Genomic DNA, 16,645 nt, shown 5'->3' with positions numbered 1-16,645 from the left:
CTCCCGCAGCTACGGCTTCAACCCATCCCGCAGCATGCTGTTGGCCGTCTGGGCAACAGCGGTTGTGGCGGCGCTGTCGTCCCAGATGCCATAACGCAGGCCCAGAAAGACATTCATGCCCATGATCGCCCAGGCATGGGCTTCGCTGACATCGGCGCGGATTTCGCCCTTGGCGGCAGCGGCCTGAAGGCGGGTGAGGATACGCGCCGCGGTGGTTTCATAATGCGCGCGGAAGGCGTCCGGCGCGACGAATTCTGCCTCGTCGATGATGCGGTAGATGAGTTTCTGCTGGCGGGCGAAGGCAAGGAAGTGGGCGAGGCCCGCTTCCTCGGCGGCCAGGCCATCAGGGGCCGCGGCGACATGCGGGCCGACATGGTCGCGGACCTGCGCCGACAGATCGGCGACAAGCGCGCGGAACACCGCCTCCTTCGATTCGAACCAGGTGTAGAAGCTGCCCAGCGCGACGCCGGCGCGGGCGGTGATGTGGGTGATGCCGGTATCATGGTAGCCGCGGGTGCCGAACTCATGCGCGGCGGCATCCAGGATGGCGCGATGGGTACGGCGGCCGCGCTCGGTGCGCGGCTCCCTGTGGCTTGGCGGCAACGGTGCGGCGGCGGCTTGCGACATTTTCAGCGTCCGAAGTTGAATCCCGGTTCAGGTTTCAGTATGAAGGGAATCGAGAGCGGTGCCAAGTCATGAGTGCCGCCAGACCCTGGAGGAACCCATGCGCCATCTCACCGCTGCCCTGCTCGCCTCGTCGGCCCTGTTCACCATGCCCCTTTTCGCACAGGCGCCGGCGGCACCGGCGGTCAGCGCGGCGGAGGCTGGCGACGACATCGTGGTGACCGCGCGGCGTCGCAGCGAAAGCCTGATCTCGGTGCCGATCGCGGTGACGGCGATCAGTGGCGAGACGCTCGCCGCCCAGGGCGCGCCGGACATCACCAGCCTGCAGCGGCAGACGCCGAACCTGACGCTGGAGGTGGCACGGGGATCGAACAGCACGCTGATCGCCTTCATCCGGGGCGTGGGGCAGCAGGATCCGCTGTGGGGGTTCGAGCCGGGCGTCGGGCTCTACGTCGATGACGTCTACATCGCCCGGCCCCAGGGCGCCGTGCTGGACGTTTTCGATGTGGCGCGGGTGGAGGTGCTGCGCGGGCCGCAGGGCACGCTCTATGGCCGCAATACCATCGGCGGCGCGATCAAATATGTCACCAACCGGCTGGGCAACGAGCTGAAGCTGAAGGCCAAGGCTGCCTATGGCAGCTATAACCAGGTCGACCTGGTGGGGCAGGTGACGCTGCCGCTGACCGATACCCTGTCGGTGGGGGGCGCGGTCGCCTGGTATAACCGCGACGGCTATGGCCGGAACCTCACCACCGGCGTGGACCAGTATGACAAGGATGTGCTGGCGGCGCGGGTAAGCGTGGAATGGGCGCCGAGCGACGCCGTGTTCATTCGTCTGGCGGGCGACCAGACGCTGGACAAATCCAACCCGAAACATGGCACGCGCCTGTTGGGCAATGCCGGGCTGCCGGCGTTCGAACCGACGGCGAGCGTCTATGACACGCGCGCCGGGATCGGCAACGACAACCGGGTGAAGACGCGCGGCGCCAGCCTGACCGCCGAGTTCAAGCCGGGTGAGGGGTTGACGCTGAAATCGATCACCGCGCTGCGCGACGGGCGGACGGATACGCTCATCGACTTCGACAATACGGCGGGACCGGTGCTGGACGTGCCGGCCTTCTACAGCGACCGCCAGTTCACGCAGGAACTGCAACTGCTGATCGAGGGCGAGCGGCTGCAAGGGGTATTGGGCGCCTATTATCTGAATGGGCGCGCATCGGGCGCGTTCGATACGGTGCTCGGCCTGGCGAACCTGACCATCCTGACCAGCGGAACGGTGAAGACCAAGAGCTATGCGCTGTTCGGCGACCTGTCCTATGCGCTGACCGATACGGTGAAACTGTCGGCGGGGCTGCGTTGGACCAAGGACGACAAGGTGGGAACGGTGTTCCGGCGCAACTACACCGGCATCCGTTCGCCGCTGTTCGGCAATGCCGCGGCGATCCCGGGGCTGGTGCGGACGGATTATACCAACGACCGCAGCGACGAGAAGGCGACTCCGCGGGTGAGCCTCAGCTGGACGCCGGAGCCTGACCTCAACGTCTATGCCAGCTGGGGCCGGGGCTTCAAATCGGGCGGGTTCGACATGCGCGGCGACGCGGTGTTCACGCCCGGAACGGTCAACGGCTACAAGCCGGAGACGATCGACAGCTATGAGCTGGGGGTGAAAGGCGCCTTCATCGACCGGACGTTGTTCCTGAACCTGGCGGGCTTCTATTCGAAGTATAAGGACCAGCAGGTAACGATCCAGGTGCCCGGCGCGGCGGGGATCGCCAGCATCGTGGACAATGCCGGCAAGGCCAACATCCATGGTTTCGAGGCGGAGGCGCGCGTCGTCGCGTCGAAGAACCTCAGCGCCAATTTCGTCTTCGGCTATACGCGGGCGAAATATACCGAGTTCAAGACCTTCATCGCCGGCGGCAGCGTGCCGGTCGATGTCGCGGACCAGCGGGTATTTCAGAACACGCCGAAATATGTGTTCAACGCCAGCCTGACCTGGTCGCAGGATGTGGCCGGCGGCACCGTCGCATTCACGCCGGCGCTCTCCTATCGCAGCGCGCTGTCGGTCTTTGAAATCCCGAATGCGCTGCTGGATCAGCCCGGCTATGCACTGGTCGATGCATCCATCAACTGGACCAGCGGCGACGGCAGGCTGCGGCTGGGCGTGCATGGCCGCAACCTGACCGACGAGCGCTACCGGGTTGGCGGGTACAACTTCCCCGGTGCGTTGTTCGGCAACAGCATCATCGGCTATTATGGCCCGCCGCGGACGGTCACCGGCACGATCGAGTTTCGCTACTGAGGTTCACCTTCCCTCCGGCCGCGGCCGGAGGGAAGGATCAGTTGTAGGGGTTGAACCCCTCGATGATGAGCCTGGGCGGCACGGGCGTGCCGATGAAGCGGCAGCCGACCTTGATGTCGCGCACCAGAGTCAGCGCCTTGGCATAGGTCCACCCCTTTTTTGTCGGGCCGCGCAGCGCCGCCGAGCCTTTCGCCTCGATTGTGGCGAGCATGTCCTGTTGTTCGACAAGGCTGACGCCGAGCCAGGCCAGGACCGATCGGGCGCCGGTTTTGGGAAAGGCGTCGTCGTTGTGGAAGCGGATCTGGGTGTCGAACGTCGAGCGGAGCCGCCACTGCTGCTCCATGCTGGCGGCGCGCTGGATGTCAGGCGGGTGGTGCCCGCCGCCGTCGCCGTTGGTGCGCGTGAAGTAGCTGTGCGCGGCGGTGTAGATGTTGCCGGCGTCGTTCGGGTAAAGCGCGATGGCCTGCGCGCAGGCATATTCATCGGCATGGGTTTCGCGACCGACCCGTCCAGCATTGCCATAGCCATAGCCATCGGTGCCGCGGCTGGGGTCGGTATGACCATGTTTGATATGCCCCAGTTCATGGAGCAGGACGAACAGGCTGGCATCGGCGCCCATGGCGCTGCAAACGCCGGGATTATAGCCGATGAAATCGCCCTGGTCGTCCCGGTGGGCGTACATCGGGGTCCCAGGCACGTCGGTCTTCACCAGCAGCCGATAGCCGAACGCCTGCTGCGGCAGATCGACGGCACCGCTGCTCCAGTTGAGACCGGTCCAAGTGGCATAGTCGACCATGGCGCACCTTTTTGCTGAGGCAAAAAGTTAACGTTCGTCAACCTTGAAGTAAAGTGCCACATGCGTTCGACGTGAAAAGAGACCCCCGCCGCGGTGTCTGGCGGGGGTCATGCGATCACAGCGCCGGCGGCGGGGCGCCGGTCGCCGGATCGGTGCGGCGCTCACGCCAGCGCTTCATGCCCATTTCCAGCCGGTCGCGGCCCTGGCGGGCATCGGCGACAAAGGCCTTGCGGTCCGCCGGGGTGAGCTTCTGGAAAGCGTCCAGCATGGCGGCCTGGCGTTTCGCCTGCATGGCATCTACCAGCTTGCGCTCCTCATCCATGGCGCGGCGCAGCGCCGGAACGTCCAACCGGTCGGCGGAGAGGATGTCGCTGACCCTGTCGCGGGCGGCCTTGATGGCGGCGCGGTCGCCGCGCGCGTCAGCGGGGCGCATCGCCGCCCACAGGATGGTACGGCCTTCGGGCGAGACGCTGCCGAACATCCGGCCTTCCCGGCCCATGCGGCCTTCACGCGGCGGCATGTCCGGCACCGCCGCAGCGGGCGCACCGGGCGGCGGCGGTGGTGGGGGCGTCTGCGCCAGCGCGGGGGCGGCAATGAGCGCAGCGCTCAACAGGATCAGGGCATGTTTCACAGATATTGCTCCTCGTCGGGGGTGGGGGTGTAGAGGGTGGCGAAGCTGAGCTTCGCCGGGTCGGAGACGCTGACCAGCAGCGTGTCGGCATCGGGCGAGACGGACGGCGCGGGGGCCGGCGTGGGGGTGAGCAGCAGCCAGGCAGCGGCGATACCGGCGGCGAGTGCTCCGCTGCCCATCGCCCAGCGCCAGCGATGCGCGGGAACGGGCCGGGTCGCGGCATCGACGCCGGCAAGGATACGCGCAAGCGCGGCCTGATCCCCCGCGGGGGTGGTGGCCCAGGCGCGGAGTTGTTGGTCGAGGTCAGTCATAGCGCGGCTTTCAGCGGTTCTAGGCGCGCGCGCAGGTCGCTGCGGGCGCGGGTGAGCAGGCCTTCGATGGCCTTGGGCGTGGTGTCGAGGGCGTCGGCGATTTCCGCCATGGTGCAGCCTTCGCCGTGGAACAGCAGCAGCGCGGCGCGCTGGCGCGGCGGCAGGGTCGCCATGGCGGCCTGGACGCGCAGCGCGCTGTCGGCCGCCTGCGCCCGATGTTCCGGCGACGGCGCGGGGTCGGCAACATCGGCAGCGTCGTCGAGGGGGCTGACCGGGCGGAGGCGGCGCCGGCTGTCGAGGCAGATGTTCATCAGCAGGCGGCGCCACCAGGCGGGGAAGGCGCCACGTGTGCGATCGAAGCGGCCGGCTTCGCGCCACAGGCGGACGAGCGCGTCCTGCACCGCGTCCTCGGCATGGGCGGCGTTGCCCAGGATGCGGGTGGCGGCGGTGAGCGCCGGCGCGGCGAGGCGGGCGGCGAGGGTGGAGAAGGCCGCACGGTCTCCCGCCGCGGCAAGCGCGAGCAGGTCTTCGGACGGGAGCGGCGGGGCGAGCATCAGCCTGTCATACGGGATGACGGCTGAATTTCCCCCGACTCAACCCGACCACTCAGCCCGGCTCAACCCTCCAGCTCTGGCCCTTGCGCAGCAGCGCGTTCAGGTCGGCGATCTTGCCTTCGGAGAGTTTGGCGGCCTGCGTCGCCACCTCGGCCTCGAAGGTGGGGCGGGGATCGCAGAAGATGACGCCCTGCGCCACCGGGAATTCGGGATGGCGCATGGCGATCAGCATCTTGGCGATGGCCTTGTTGGTCTCGTCATGGACGATCACGTTCGAGGTGTCGCCGTCGATCACGTCGATCACCTGGATGCGCAGCGTGTTCATGTTGACCGTCAGGCCCTTGGTGCCGTTGGCGAACAGCATGGGCTGGCCATGTTCCAGCCAGATCTGGTTGTGCGGCGCGAGCTTCTTGTCGGTGAAGCCGTCGAACACGGCATCGTTGTACACCACGCAATTCTGGTAGATTTCAACGAAGCTGGTGCCCTTGTGCGCGTAGGCGCGCTTCAGCACCTCCGGCATCTGTTTCTGCGCGGTGTCGATGGTGCGGGCGATGAAGCGGGCACCGGCGCCCAGCGCGAATTCGCAGGGGAACACGGGGCGCTCGACCGAGCCGAAGGGCGTGGAGGGGGAGCGGGTGCCGACGCGCGAGGTGGGGCTGTATTGGCCCTTGGTCAGGCCGTAGATTTCGTTGTTGAACAGCAGCACCTGGCAATCGAGGTTGCGGCGCAGCAGGTGCAGCATATGGTTGCCGCCGATCGACAGGCCGTCACCGTCGCCGGTGACGATCCAGACATCGAGTTCGGGGTTGGCGAGCTTCACGCCGGTGGCGATGGTGGGCGCGCGGCCGTGGATGGTGTGGAAGCCGTAGGTTTCCATATAGTAGGGAAAACGGCTGGAGCAGCCGATGCCGCTGACGAAGACGGTGTTTTCAGGCCGCGCGCCGAGTTCCGGCATGGTGCGCTGCACCGCCTTCAGGATGGCATAGTCGCCGCAGCCCGGGCACCAGCGGACTTCCTGGTCGGAGGCCCAGTCGGCGGGGGTGGTGGGGATGGGGATACGGGTAAACTCGTTCATGGCATGTCCTGGTTGGTAGGCGGAAATGACAAGTCGGCGACTGTCAGGCGCTGGCTTTCAGGCGCTGCAATTCGCGGCGGGTGGCTTCCATGATGAATTTGCGACGGTCGGATGTTACCGCGTCGATCTCCTGGACAAGTTTCGTGGTGATGGGGACTTCGACCGTGTCGGGAAGGCTGGGAATGCGGACTTCGACCGCGATCAGTGCGCGCAAATCGGCCTCTGGCACTTGCGCGCGCTCGGCATCGAGATCGGGTTCGCTGGGCAGCGGAAGGGTGTCGCCGTCTTCAACCATGAGGTTGATGTGCGCCTGCAAAGCACCATGGCCGTTAGATACCAATTCGGTCATCGTCTCGCCGCCTGTGACACATCCTGGAAAATCAGGAAAATAGAGGCCGAAGCCGCTGGTGCCTGCTTCTGCCACGCCGAAATAGACCTGCTTCATCGCATCCTCCGAAGCGGCAGCCCGGACTGCCTTTCGATACTGTGCAGCGTGCCCGGTGGAATGTCTTTGCGTGGATGCTGCACAGTGACCTTACCGGGTTTTTCAGGATGTTTGAACTGGTAATGGTCGCCCACGACATTCACGCGATACCACCCATCTGCGAGAAGGTGTTTGATGACGGTTCGGCTGTCCATCTGCGAAATTCCCTTATGCGATTCGCGGATGATGTGGTGCGGATGAAATTGGGCCAAACGCTAAGCAAGCATCGCCTCGATCGCGGTTTCGATTTCGCTGATCTTGAAGGGTTGGCCGCTGACCTTGCTCAGGGGCCGGGCGTCGACGAGATATTGGTCGCGCAGCAGGGTTTTCAGCTGGCCGGTGTTCATCTCCGGAACGAGCACGCGGTCGTAGCCGCGCAGCAGATCGCCGAGGTTGGCGGGCAGCGGCCAGATGTGGCGCAGGTGGATGTGGCTGGCGTCGAGGCCCCGCGCCCGGGCACGCTCCACCGCCTGGCGGATCGGGCCATAGGTGCTGCCCCAGCCGACGACGGCGAGGCGGCCGCCCGGCGCGCCGGTGTCGACCGTCTGCGCGGGGATGCGGCGGGCGATATTGTCCACCTTCGCCTTGCGCGTGTCGGTCATCAGCTGGTGGTTGTCGGCGCTGTAGTCGATGTGGCCGGTGGCGTGGCTTTTCTCGATGCCGCCGATGCGATGCATCAGGCCGGGCGTGCCGGGCTTCACCCAGACGCGACGCAGCGTGTCGGGGTCGCGGGCATAGGGGTGGAGTTTTTCACCCTCGGGCACGCTGGTCTGGAACACGGCCGGAAAAGGCTCGTAGCCGGTGACATCGGGGACTTTCCATGGCTCGGCGGCATTGGCGATATAGCCGTCCGTCAGCAGCATCACCGGCGTCATATATTCGATGGCGAGACGGCAGGCCTCGATCGCCACGTCGAAACAGTCGCTGGGGCTGCGGGCGGCGATCACCGGCATCGGCGTGTCGCCGTTGCGACCATAGACAGCCTGGTAGAGGTCCGACTGCTCGGTCTTGGTGGGCAGGCCGGTCGACGGCCCGCCGCGCTGCGAGTTGACGATGACGAGCGGCAATTCGGTCATCACGGCAAGCCCCATCGCCTCGGTCTTGAGCGCGATGCCGGGGCCGGAGGAGGAGGTGACGGCGAGGCTGCCGGCGTAGGCGGCGCCGATGGTGGCGCCGATGGCGGCGATCTCGTCCTCCGCCTGGAAGGTGGTGACGCCATATTCCTTGAGGCGCGCCAGCGTATGCAGCAGGGCGGAAGCGGGCGTGATCGGGTAGCCGCCGAAGAACAGCGGCAGGCCGGCGAGCTGCGCGCCCGCCACCAGCCCAAGGCTGAGCGCCTCCGCCCCGGTGATGGTGCGATAAAGGCCCGGCTCGGCGTCGGCGGGGGCCAGGCGGAATTGTTTCAGGGGCCCGGCCAGCTCGGCGGTTTCGCCATAGGCATGGCCGGCGTTGAGCGCCGCGATGTTCGCCTGGGCCAGCACCTCATTCTTGGAGAATTTGGCGTTGAGCCAGTCGACGATCGGCGCGCGCGGACGGCCGAACATCCAGAGCGCCAGGCCCAGCGTCCACATATTCTTGCAGCGCAGCGCCTCGCGGTTGCCCAGCCCGAAGGGCTTCACCGATTCGACCGTCTGGCGGGAGATGTCGAAGGCAAGCAGCTGATAGGCGGACAGGCTGTCGTCCTCCAGCGGGCTGGCCATATAGCCGGCCTTTTTCAGGTTGCGTTCGCCGAATTCCCCGCTGTCGGCGATGATCAGGCCGCCCTTGCGCAGCGCCGGCAGGTTCACCTTCAACGCCGCGGGGTTCATGGCGACCAGCACGTCGGGCGCATCGCCGGCGGTGTCGATGCGGCTGGAGCCGAAGTTGATCTGGAAGGCGCTGACGCCAAACAAGGTGCCCTGCGGAGCGCGGATTTCGGCGGGAAAATCGGGGAAGGTGGCCAGGTCATTGCCGGCGAGCGCCGTCGAAAGGGTGAACTGGCCGCCGGTCAACTGCATGCCGTCGCCGCTGTCACCGGCGAAGCGGACGACGACCGCCTCGTTGGCGGGCGTGGTGTCGGGGAGCGCGTCGAACTTCGCGGCGGTGGCCATGGATGCGATAACCTGTGCTGTTTTGTTGGCCGGCAACCTAAGCCGCATGCCGGAAAACGAAAGCGGATTTTTTGGCGTGGGTGACGGCAGGGTGACAGACGGGCCATGGGGCCTTATCCGGCGCGCATGATCACGCGCTTTGCCCCTTCGCCCACCGGCCGGCTGCATGTCGGCAATGTCCGCACCGCCCTCCTCAACTGGCTGTTGGCGCGGCAGGCCGGCGGGCAGTTCCTGCTGCGGCTGGACGATACCGATGTCGCCCGCTCGACCGAGGCGTTCGCGCAGTCGATCCGCGATGACCTGGCCTGGCTGGGGATGGTGCCGGACGCGGAGGAGAAGCAGTCGGCGCGGATGGCGCGCTATGCGGACGTGCTGGAGCAGCTGGCGGCGGCGGGCCATGCCTATCGCTGTTACGAGACGCCGGAGGAGCTGGAGATCAAGCGGCGGCTGCTGCTGGGGCGCGGCCTGCCGCCGGTCTATGACCGGGCGGCGCTGGCGCTGAGCGAGGCCGATCATGCCGATTATGCGGCGCGGGGGGTGGCGCCGCACTGGCGGTTCCGGCTGTCCGCCGACGCGCCGAAGGCGTGGGACGACCTGATCCGCGGGCCGAGCCATATCGATCCGGCGAGCCTGTCCGATCCCGTCATCCGGCGGGCGGACGGCAGCTGGCTGTACATGCTGCCGAGCGTGATCGACGATGTCGACATGGGCGTGACGCATGTGGTGCGCGGCGAGGACCATGTGACCAACACCGGCGTGCAGTTGCAGATGTTCGCGGCGATGGGGGCGGAGGCACCGAAATTCGGCCATGCGCCGCTGCTGACGGGCAGCGATGGCGCGCTGTCGAAGCGGCTGGGGTCGATCGGGGTCAGCGAGTTCCGGGAGAAGGGCATCGAGGCGCTGACGGTGAAGGCGCTGCTGGCGCGGCTGGGGAGCAGCCTGCCGGTGGAGCCGGTGACGAGCGACGCGCCGCTCATTGAACGGTTCGACATCGGCAACCTGGGCCGGGCGACAGCGCGGTTCGACGAGGCGGAGCTGCTGGGGCTGAATGCCAAGATCCTGCACGCCCTGCCGTTCGAGGCGGTGGCCGACCGGCTGCCGGCGGGCATGGGCGCGGCGGAGTGGGAGGCGATCCGGCCGAACCTGCACACGCTGGCGGAGGCGGCGACCTGGCATGCGGTGGTGACCGGGCCGGTGCATACGGATGTCGCCGATGAGGATCGGGATTATCTGGCGGTCGCCGCGGACACGCTGGCCGCCCTGCCCTTCGATGCCGGGGTTTGGGGGGCGCTGACCGCGGCGCTGAAGGAGGCGACCGGGCGGAAGGGCAAGGCACTGTTCATGCCGCTGCGGCAGGCGCTGACGGGGATGGACCATGGCCCGGACATGGCGGCGCTGCTGCCGCTGATCGGGCGGGAGGCGGCGCTGCATCGGTTGACGGTGCGGTGAGCGAGGATTGACTGGCCCCCTCCGTCATCGGCCGTTGGCCGCTGACACCTCCCCCACAAGTGGGGGAGGATCTCAGAGCAGGGCTTTTGACAGCCAGTAGGTGATACCGGCGGCCGCGTAGGCCATGGCGAAGAGGTAGGCGAACATGAAGGCGGGCCAGCGCCAGCCGTTGGTTTCCCGCCGGGCGACGGCGAGCGTGCTGAGGCATTGCGGGGCGAAGACATACCAGGCGAGGAAGGCAAGCGCGGTGGGGAGCGGCCAGGCGTTGCGCAGGCGCTCGGTCAATGTGCCGGGGTCGTCGGCGGTGGCCTGAAGCGCATAGACGGTGCCGAGCGCGCTGACGGCGACTTCGCGCGCCGCCATGCCGGGGACGAGGGCGATGGCGATTTCGCGGTTGAAGCCGATGGGGGCGAAGACCGGCTCCAGCGCGGTGCCGAGACGACCGGCGATGCTGTAGTCGATGGCGGGTTGCGTGGCACCGGCCGGCGGCGCCGGGTAGCTGGAGAGGAACCAGAGCGCGACGGTGACCGCCATGATGACGGTGCCGGCGCGTTGCAGGAAGGCGGCGGCGCGCTGCCACAGGCCCAGCGCGAAATCGCGCAGCGCCGGCCATTGGTATTTCGGCATCTCGATCAGGAAACTGGGCGCCGGGCCCTTGGTGACGGTGCGGCGGAGCACGAACGCCGCGGCGAGCGCGCCGAGCACGCCGAAGGCATAGAGCGCGAACATGACCAGGCCCTGGAGGCCGAACCAGCCCACCTTCGTGGCCGGGATGAAGGCGGCGATGATGACGGCATAGACGGGCAGCCGCGCCGAGCAGGTCATCAAGGGCGCGATGAGGAGCGTGGTGAGGCGGTCCTTTGGATCGTCGATCGTCCGCGTCGCCATGATGCCGGGGATGGCACAGGCGAAGCTGGACAGCAGCGGGATGAAGGCGCGGCCGTTGAGGCCGACGCGGGCCATCAGCCGGTCCATGATGAAGGCGGCGCGCACCATGTAGCCCGACTGTTCCAGCGCCAGGATAAAGGCGAACAGGATGAGGATCTGCGGCAGGAAGACGATGACGCTGCCGACGCCGGCGAGCACGCCATCGACCAGCAGCGAGCGCAGCGCGCCGTCCGGCAGTGCGGCACCAGCCTGGGCCTGCAGCGCGGCGATGGCGGTCTCGATCCAGCCCATCGGCGCCTCCGCCCAGCTGAAGACGGCCTGGAACATGGCGAACAGGATGGCGGCGAGGATGAGCGGGCCGAACAGCGGGTGCAGCGCGATGCGGTCGATCCGGGTGGTGGTGCGGCGCGCGGTGCCGGTGGTGCGGGTAACGGCGGACGCCAGCGTGCGGGCTTCGCGGGCCAGGGTGCGGACGTCCTCCGGCGGGGCGGCGGCGTGGGGGGTGGCGGTGGCGAGGAGGGTGGCCGCCTCGGCGAGCAGGCTTTGCAGGCCGCGGCGGCGGACGGCGACGGTCTCGATCACCGGCATGTCGAGATAGTCGGCGAGCGCGGCGGTATCGATGGTGACGCCGTCGCGGGCGGCGAGGTCGACCATGTTGAGCGCGACCAGCATGGGCAGGCCGAGGCGCTTCAGTTCGAGGAGAAAGCGCAGGTGATTGCCGAGGTTGGTGGCATCGAGCACGACGATCATCGCGGCGGGCTGCGTCTCGCCGGGCTGGCGGCCGAGGATGGTGTCGCGGGTGACGGCTTCGTCCGGAGACCGTGGCGTGAGGCTGTAGGCGCCAGGGAGGTCGATGAGGTCGATGGGCGTGCCATCGGGCAGGGTGAGGCGGGCAGCGCGGCGCTCGACCGTGACGCCGGGATAGTTGCCGATCCTGGCGCGGGCGCCGGTGAGCGCGTTGAACAGGCTGGTCTTGCCGGCGTTGGGGTTGCCGACCACCGCGATGGTGGCGGTCATGCCGGGACGGTCAGCACGAGGGCGGCCAGCGCGCGGCGCAGGCCGACGGTCATGGTGCCGACCTGGACGGCGATCGGGTCCTGCCCGAAGGGTCCGCGGTGGAGGAGGGAGACGGTGACGCCTTCGTCGAACCCCATTTCGTGGAGGCGGAGCGTGGCGGCAGGATCGTGGCTGGCAAGCGCCGCAATGCGCATGGTCTGGCCGGGGGAGAGGAGGTCGAGGGGGGTCATGTTGCGAGTGATTAGCATATGCGCGGCGCGGCACAAAATAGCGGAGCTATTTTGAGACTCGCGCAAGCATGGCCGGCGGGGCGGAGGGCGTGCCCGACGAACCCGTCCGACAAGCGGCTTTGCCGCGCTTTTTGTTCTTTCTTTGGTTCTTTTCGCTGTCTCCGCCCCAACCTCTGCCCGAGTTCGCGCGGCTTGGCCGCGCAGGGGCTGTAGGATTATGGAAGGTTTGTCGAAAAAAGTGACAGCCTGAATCAAGGGGTTGGCGGAAACGGTCGGTTTCTCGCGTCGCGCGAGGTATTGGAGGGACGATGGGTGCTGAACCAAGTTCAGCATGACGGGGCTTGTGTGAAGCACTGAGCTGCTTGCATTAAGGATTTCACCCCCTCCGCCGCGTCTTCAACGCGGGTCCCTCCCCCATCCCACCCCATAAACACGTTTGTGGGGACCCCGGTTACAGAGGGAGATCACGGGCTGTTGGTTTGTTGCGGATAGGAAACTTGGAAGGTTTTGCGAAAAAAGTGACAGGCTGAATCAAAGGGTTAACGATTTCGGGGGTTTGGGGCGGGTCGCGCAGTGTGGGTGCCTGTTGGATTGGGACTTGATGATGCCAATGTGGTTATCAAAAGCGGATCAATTTGGCAAGCTTTTTCGGGCGGCCGAGGCTGGCGGCATTGGCCATGGAGTCATTTTTGGTCATCAAATAAACTATCACCGCAGTCACCGTAACTTCTACCACAACCCAAGTAGCGATTTCCGCTGGTGACAACGTGATACCGATCAGGGGGAAAAGAATTTTGCTACGAGTGCAATAAGGTCACTGGACAGGTTGGCCAGCTCGACACCAAATTTCGCCAGATCGAATCCAGTGAAATGCGCCATGCCTAACAGTGTACCATATTTTGCGACAGTTTTGGTTGACTCTTGAACAGCGGTATCTGCAATCTTCGATGCATATGCGATTACTTTGGCCGCTATCGAAGCGGCCTTCTCGGATTCCGCATAAAGGATCGAGCTATCTGGGGTTTCGTTTGAAAGTTCATTTCTGACAACGGCAACTAACTCCTTGAGCCTGTCATGGTCTTCATTGTCATAAGGTGGAACGCCAACCTCATCGGGTGCGCCATTGTGGCCATAGGTTGGCGCAATTTCATCCAACCGCCGTTCAAGGCGATCTACCTTGGCAAGCAGTATTCCAATCGCATCAGCTTTGTCTAATGCAGCGCTGACGCTTAAATCAGCTTCATCGACATCATGTTCTGGATGCTCGTAATATTCACCATGTGACGTCGGTGCCCATTCATAAGTGCCGCTATGCTGAATACGTTCAACGGCAGCCTCTATCCATTCCCTTTTTGGATAGTCGTTTACAAACGAGCTGAGTACGTCAGCTGCATCAAATGGACCACCATATGGGTAATAATAAACCTCGTCTTCGCTATCATAGTGCATCTTGTTCTGAGGATCTTCAAAGTTGTCAAAGAACCAGCTTACCATCTGCTCGATAGCCGCTTCACGCTCTTCGGCAACGCGCTGCTCTTCGGCTAGGCGGGCCGCTTCTTCCTGCTCCCAATGCCATTGCTCTTCCTTTTCCCAAGTGCGGTGGGGCTTTTTCGGGGAAGAATCGGCTTGCTCCATGCCCATTATAATAAGGTTAGATTGCTATTCCCTCAAGCTGCCTTCGTCTCCTCAAAATCGGGGCCACGCTTCTACCCCGCCGGATACCGCAGCCTTCCCAAAAACCGCAGCGGGCTGAACCCTTCCGCGCCCTTGAACCGAGCCTTCAGTTTCTCGATCCGCATCACGCCGGCGATCCGTCGGTCCAGGAAGGCCCAGGTGGCGCTCCGCCCTTCGCTGTCGTCCTGCAGCCAGTAGAGCAGCGTGCTGGCATAGACGGCGCTGGCGAGCGCGCGTTTGCTGTAGTGGTTGAAATCGGTGCTGGTGTCGCCGGCGGCGCGCCAGATGGCGTCGGCGGTGGACCAGAGCAGGCGGGCGGAGAGCGCGGCGTTGCCGGGCAGCGCGAGGATGGCGGATGCGCGGCGGATCGCCTCCTGGTGCGGTTCGGCCGCCTCGAAGCGGACGCGGATGGCGCGGGTGATCCTCTCGCGGATTTTCAGCGCGGCGAAATCGGGCGTGGCGCAGGCGGCGAGCATGGCCTGGTCGGCGGTGCCTATGTAGGCAGCGATCATGTCCGGCGCGCCGTTCGGGAAGGCGAGCGCCGCGACGTCCGGATCGACGCCGATGTCGCTGGCGGTATTGGCGAGCGCGGCGCGGCTCCAGCCGTCGAAGGGGACATGCGCCAGCAGCGCGGTGGCAAGGCGAGGACGGAGTTCGTCGAGCGTCAGGTCTTCCATGGCGCCCGTATAGCGGCAAGGCGGCGGCGGATGCACGCTTTACGTTGTCGCGGGGGTCTGCTATGCGCCGCGCTTCCCGTCGGTGGGCTGTCTGCCGGCGACACTTTTCTATGACAAGCGCGGGTCATGCTGAGGCCTGTCGCGTGAACGGAGCGAATGGCCGGATGCAGATTCTCGTACGCGAAAACAATGTGGACCAGGCGCTGCGCGCGCTGAAGAAGAAGTTGCAGCGCGAAGGCGTGTATCGCGAGATGAAACTGCGCCGGCATTATGAAAAGCCGTCGGAAAAGCGGGCGCGGGAGAAGGCGGCCGCCGTTCGCCGCGCGCGCAAGCTGGACCGCAAGCGCGCCGAACGCGATGGCGTGAAATAAGCCATGGCCGACGCGAAGGCTGGCGCTGGTGGTGGTGCCCGCAAGGCGGGCAACGGCCTGGCCAAATGGGTGATCGTGGGCACGGTGGCGCTGGGCGTTGTCGCCGCGGTCGCCTGGGCCGGCACGGCGAAGCTGGTGGGGCCAGCCAATGAGGCGAAGGCGTTCATGGAAAGCCATGCGAGCAAGGCGGGCGTGAAGTCCACCGACAGCGGCCTGCACTATGAGGTGGTGGCCGAGGGCACCGGCCCGAAGCCGACCGCGGCGGACACCGTGCTGGTGCATTATGAAGGCCGGTTGACCGACGGCACCGTGTTCGATTCGAGCGTGGCGCGCGGCCAGCCGGCGGCGTTCGGCGTGGCGGACGTGATCCCCGGCTGGACCGAGGGCCTTCAGCTGATGAACACGGGCGCCAAATATCGTTTCACCATTCCGCCGCAGCTGGGCTATGGCGCGGCCGGCGCCGGTGGGGTGATCCCGCCGAACGCGGTGCTGGTGTTCGATGTGCAGCTGCTGGCGATTGCGCCGAAGCAATAGCCTTTTGCTGGCGCTGCTGATCGCGGCGCCGGCGCTTTCCGCCCCCGTGGAGCTGGTCGCCGATCCGGCGCCGGTCACGAACATCGTCATCAAGCGCACCACGCTGCCGGCGCGGGTGAGCCTGGCGTTCGACCGGGCGCTGGTGCTGAGCCTGGCGGACGCCACCGCCGCGCGGCTGCGCGCCTTCCCGCTGATCGGCAAGCGGACGGTGACGGGCAACCTGATCCCCGGCGGCAGCGCGGTGTTCCGCGGCAATTTCTATTCGGTCAGCGTGGCGGGCACCAAGGCGGGCAGCACGCCGACGGTATGGGTGGACAAGCGCTTCGACGCGAAGCACGACGCGGTGGTTTCGGTCATGGCGATCGATGCGCCGCGCGTGCTGATCCGGCAACCGCGCGCGCCGGCGGGTGGCGCGACCATCGTCATCCCCCGCGGTGGCACCGGCGACGCGCAGGCCTGGGCGAACATCGGCGGCGAGCGCATCCGGGTGAGCCTGGACCTGGAGACGAAAACGACGATCATGAACGCGCGCGCGGCGGCGGCGCTGGAGGGCGAGGGGCTGTTGAAGCGCGGCGGCACGGTGGGGCTGTGGGAGCCGGTGCCGGGGGTGGCGCTGCCCTATGAGCGGATGCGGGTGACGCCGGGCGCCAGCTTCATGTGGCTGCCGCTGGTGGCGCCGGTGGCGCGGATCAGCGAGGAGCGGGCGAAACTGCTGGACGCGCGGGCGAAGGCCGGAACGACGGCGGCGGAGGATGAGGCGGACACGATCGTGGTGACGGCGAAGAAGGAGCGCGGGCGGGCGCCCTGGCTGATCATCGGGATGGATGTGCTGGGCAAATGCGGCAGCATCGAGCTGGACCGGCCGGGAAAACGCTGGGTGCTGACCTGCGATTTCGCCGGCTGAGCGGAGGCGGGGGATCGACGGGGACCATCGGGGG

Annotated in this window: 18 protein-coding genes; 5 read left to right on the top strand and 13 right to left on the bottom strand. The window is 66.3% G+C overall.

The window, feature by feature from the left end; translation table 11 throughout:
- Nucleotides 1-9: 9 nt before the first annotated feature.
- Nucleotides 10-627 carry a TetR/AcrR family transcriptional regulator gene (locus tag H3309_RS03945; protein ID WP_182297475.1) on the bottom strand — a complete coding sequence of 206 codons (618 nt, stop codon included), beginning with the start codon at nucleotides 625-627 and terminating at the stop codon, nucleotides 10-12.
- A gap of 97 nt (nucleotides 628-724) precedes the next feature.
- On the opposite strand from H3309_RS03945, the gene H3309_RS03940 reads away from it, so the two are divergent.
- A complete protein-coding gene (locus H3309_RS03940) occupies nucleotides 725-2,926 on the top strand; it encodes a TonB-dependent receptor (protein WP_182297474.1) in 2,202 nt (733 codons plus the stop codon).
- Between the two features lie 37 nt (nucleotides 2,927-2,963).
- Here the strand turns inward: H3309_RS03940 and H3309_RS03935 are convergent, their stop codons facing one another.
- The 8 genes from H3309_RS03935 to H3309_RS03900 form a co-directional block, all read right to left on the bottom strand.
- Complete coding sequence (locus tag H3309_RS03935; RefSeq protein WP_182297473.1) at nucleotides 2,964-3,722, bottom strand: M48 family metalloprotease; 759 nt, start codon at nucleotides 3,720-3,722, stop codon at nucleotides 2,964-2,966.
- Between the two features lie 115 nt (nucleotides 3,723-3,837).
- Nucleotides 3,838-4,353: a periplasmic heavy metal sensor gene (locus H3309_RS03930; RefSeq protein ID WP_182297472.1), complete on the bottom strand. Its 516-nt coding sequence runs from the start codon at nucleotides 4,351-4,353 to the stop codon at nucleotides 3,838-3,840.
- Nucleotides 4,350-4,664, bottom strand: a complete 315-nt coding sequence (locus tag H3309_RS03925; RefSeq protein ID WP_182297471.1) for a hypothetical protein — start codon at nucleotides 4,662-4,664, stop codon at nucleotides 4,350-4,352. Before H3309_RS03925 ends, H3309_RS03930 begins: the two co-directional genes overlap by 4 nt.
- Entirely contained in the window at nucleotides 4,661-5,218 is a 558-nt protein-coding gene (locus H3309_RS03920) for an RNA polymerase sigma factor (protein WP_182297470.1), read from the bottom strand. Before H3309_RS03920 ends, H3309_RS03925 begins: the two co-directional genes overlap by 4 nt.
- A 52-nt stretch (nucleotides 5,219-5,270) precedes the next feature.
- Nucleotides 5,271-6,293 carry a 2-oxoacid:ferredoxin oxidoreductase subunit beta gene (locus tag H3309_RS03915; protein ID WP_182297469.1) on the bottom strand — a complete coding sequence of 341 codons (1,023 nt, stop codon included), beginning with the start codon at nucleotides 6,291-6,293 and terminating at the stop codon, nucleotides 5,271-5,273.
- 43 nt (nucleotides 6,294-6,336) lie between these two features.
- The gene (locus H3309_RS03910; RefSeq protein ID WP_182297468.1) at nucleotides 6,337-6,738 is read right to left on the bottom strand and encodes a type II toxin-antitoxin system HicB family antitoxin; all 402 of its coding nucleotides are present in this window, start codon (nucleotides 6,736-6,738) and stop codon (nucleotides 6,337-6,339) included.
- The gene (locus H3309_RS03905) at nucleotides 6,735-6,932 is read right to left on the bottom strand and encodes a type II toxin-antitoxin system HicA family toxin (RefSeq protein ID WP_182297467.1); all 198 of its coding nucleotides are present in this window, start codon (nucleotides 6,930-6,932) and stop codon (nucleotides 6,735-6,737) included. Before H3309_RS03905 ends, H3309_RS03910 begins: the two co-directional genes overlap by 4 nt.
- A gap of 60 nt (nucleotides 6,933-6,992) precedes the next feature.
- Entirely contained in the window at nucleotides 6,993-8,867 is a 1,875-nt protein-coding gene (locus tag H3309_RS03900) for a 2-oxoacid:acceptor oxidoreductase subunit alpha (protein WP_182297466.1), read from the bottom strand.
- 126 nt (nucleotides 8,868-8,993) lie between these two features.
- Here H3309_RS03900 and gltX point away from each other — a divergent pair, with 126 nt between their 5' ends.
- Nucleotides 8,994-10,316, top strand: coding sequence for a glutamate--tRNA ligase (gltX, locus tag H3309_RS03895; RefSeq protein WP_182297465.1), 1,323 nt, complete (start codon nucleotides 8,994-8,996; stop codon nucleotides 10,314-10,316).
- Nucleotides 10,317-10,388: 72 nt separating this feature from the next.
- Here gltX and feoB read toward each other — a convergent pair whose 3' ends face one another.
- From feoB to H3309_RS03875, 4 genes are all read right to left on the bottom strand, one after another.
- Nucleotides 10,389-12,221, bottom strand: a complete 1,833-nt coding sequence (gene feoB / locus H3309_RS03890; RefSeq protein ID WP_182297464.1) for a ferrous iron transporter B — start codon at nucleotides 12,219-12,221, stop codon at nucleotides 10,389-10,391.
- Nucleotides 12,218-12,451 (bottom strand): FeoA family protein, encoded by a 234-nt coding sequence (locus H3309_RS03885; protein ID WP_182297463.1) that lies wholly within the window; start codon nucleotides 12,449-12,451, stop codon nucleotides 12,218-12,220. The genes feoB and H3309_RS03885 overlap by 4 nt, the downstream gene beginning before the upstream one ends.
- 777 nt (nucleotides 12,452-13,228) lie before the next feature.
- Nucleotides 13,229-14,086, bottom strand: a complete 858-nt coding sequence (locus H3309_RS03880; protein ID WP_182297462.1) for a hypothetical protein — start codon at nucleotides 14,084-14,086, stop codon at nucleotides 13,229-13,231.
- Nucleotides 14,087-14,157: 71 nt separating this feature from the next.
- Nucleotides 14,158-14,802: a COQ9 family protein gene (locus tag H3309_RS03875; RefSeq protein WP_182297461.1), complete on the bottom strand. Its 645-nt coding sequence runs from the start codon at nucleotides 14,800-14,802 to the stop codon at nucleotides 14,158-14,160.
- Between the two features lie 164 nt (nucleotides 14,803-14,966).
- Here H3309_RS03875 and rpsU point away from each other — a divergent pair, with 164 nt between their 5' ends.
- From rpsU to H3309_RS03860, 3 genes are read left to right on the top strand one after another with little or no spacing between them, the layout of a single operon-like run.
- Nucleotides 14,967-15,173, top strand: coding sequence for a 30S ribosomal protein S21 (rpsU, locus tag H3309_RS03870; RefSeq protein ID WP_182297460.1), 207 nt, complete (start codon nucleotides 14,967-14,969; stop codon nucleotides 15,171-15,173).
- A gap of 3 nt (nucleotides 15,174-15,176) precedes the next feature.
- Nucleotides 15,177-15,707, top strand: a complete 531-nt coding sequence (locus tag H3309_RS03865) for an FKBP-type peptidyl-prolyl cis-trans isomerase (protein WP_182297459.1) — start codon at nucleotides 15,177-15,179, stop codon at nucleotides 15,705-15,707.
- Nucleotides 15,708-15,711: 4 nt separating this feature from the next.
- Nucleotides 15,712-16,611: a hypothetical protein gene (locus H3309_RS03860; protein ID WP_182297458.1), complete on the top strand. Its 900-nt coding sequence runs from the start codon at nucleotides 15,712-15,714 to the stop codon at nucleotides 16,609-16,611.
- Nucleotides 16,612-16,645 lie beyond the last annotated feature (34 nt).

Source organism: Sandaracinobacteroides saxicola (assembly GCF_014117445.1).
Classification (GTDB): Bacteria; Pseudomonadota; Alphaproteobacteria; order Sphingomonadales; family Sphingomonadaceae; genus Sandaracinobacteroides_A; species Sandaracinobacteroides_A saxicola.
This window is presented reverse-complemented; position numbering and strand designations above follow the sequence as displayed.